This is a genomic window from Candidatus Hydrogenedentota bacterium (assembly GCA_016791475.1).
Lineage (GTDB): Bacteria > Hydrogenedentota > Hydrogenedentia > Hydrogenedentales > JAEUWI01 > JAEUWI01.
The window spans coordinates 1-533 of sequence record JAEUWI010000431.1; the positions used below are offsets into that span (position 1 = coordinate 1).

The 533-nt window shown below is 59.3% G+C and carries 1 protein-coding gene; it reads left to right on the forward strand.

The annotated features are described in order from the left end of the window. The coding region (locus JNK74_30090) for a hypothetical protein (protein MBL7650420.1) at positions 1 to 533 on the forward strand (533 nt) is incomplete at both ends.

Sequence of the window (533 nt, forward strand, 5' to 3'; positions counted from 1 at the left end):
TATATCGGCCATGCCAAAAACATTCCGTGGAACGGCAACGGGCGCTACATCGTTGCCCTCGAAACCACGTTCCAGGACCGCATGCCCACGGCCAAGGATGCGGCCAACGTCATCCTCATTGACACTCACCGCAACAACGCGATTACCGTAATCGACCAGTCCCGCGCCTGGAACTTCCAGCAGGGCACCATGTTCTACTGGAACCCGAAATCCCCGGATACGCAGTTGTTTTTCAACGATCGCGATCCCCGGACCAACCAGGTCTTCGCCGTCCTGTACGACATCGAAAAGAAACGCCGCGTGCGCGAATTCCGCTACGAGGACACCCCGTTCGGAAACAGCGGCGTCGCCCAGAACGGCGGCTGGTTTCTCGGCTTGAACTACGGACGGCTGGCGCGCTTGCGCCCCGTCACCGGCTATCCGGAATCCTTCGACTGGACCACGGGCGTCACGGCGCCGGACAACGACGGAATCTTCCTGGTCGAAGTCGCAACCGGAAAGAAGAAGCTGTTGGTCTCCTACAAACAGATGCT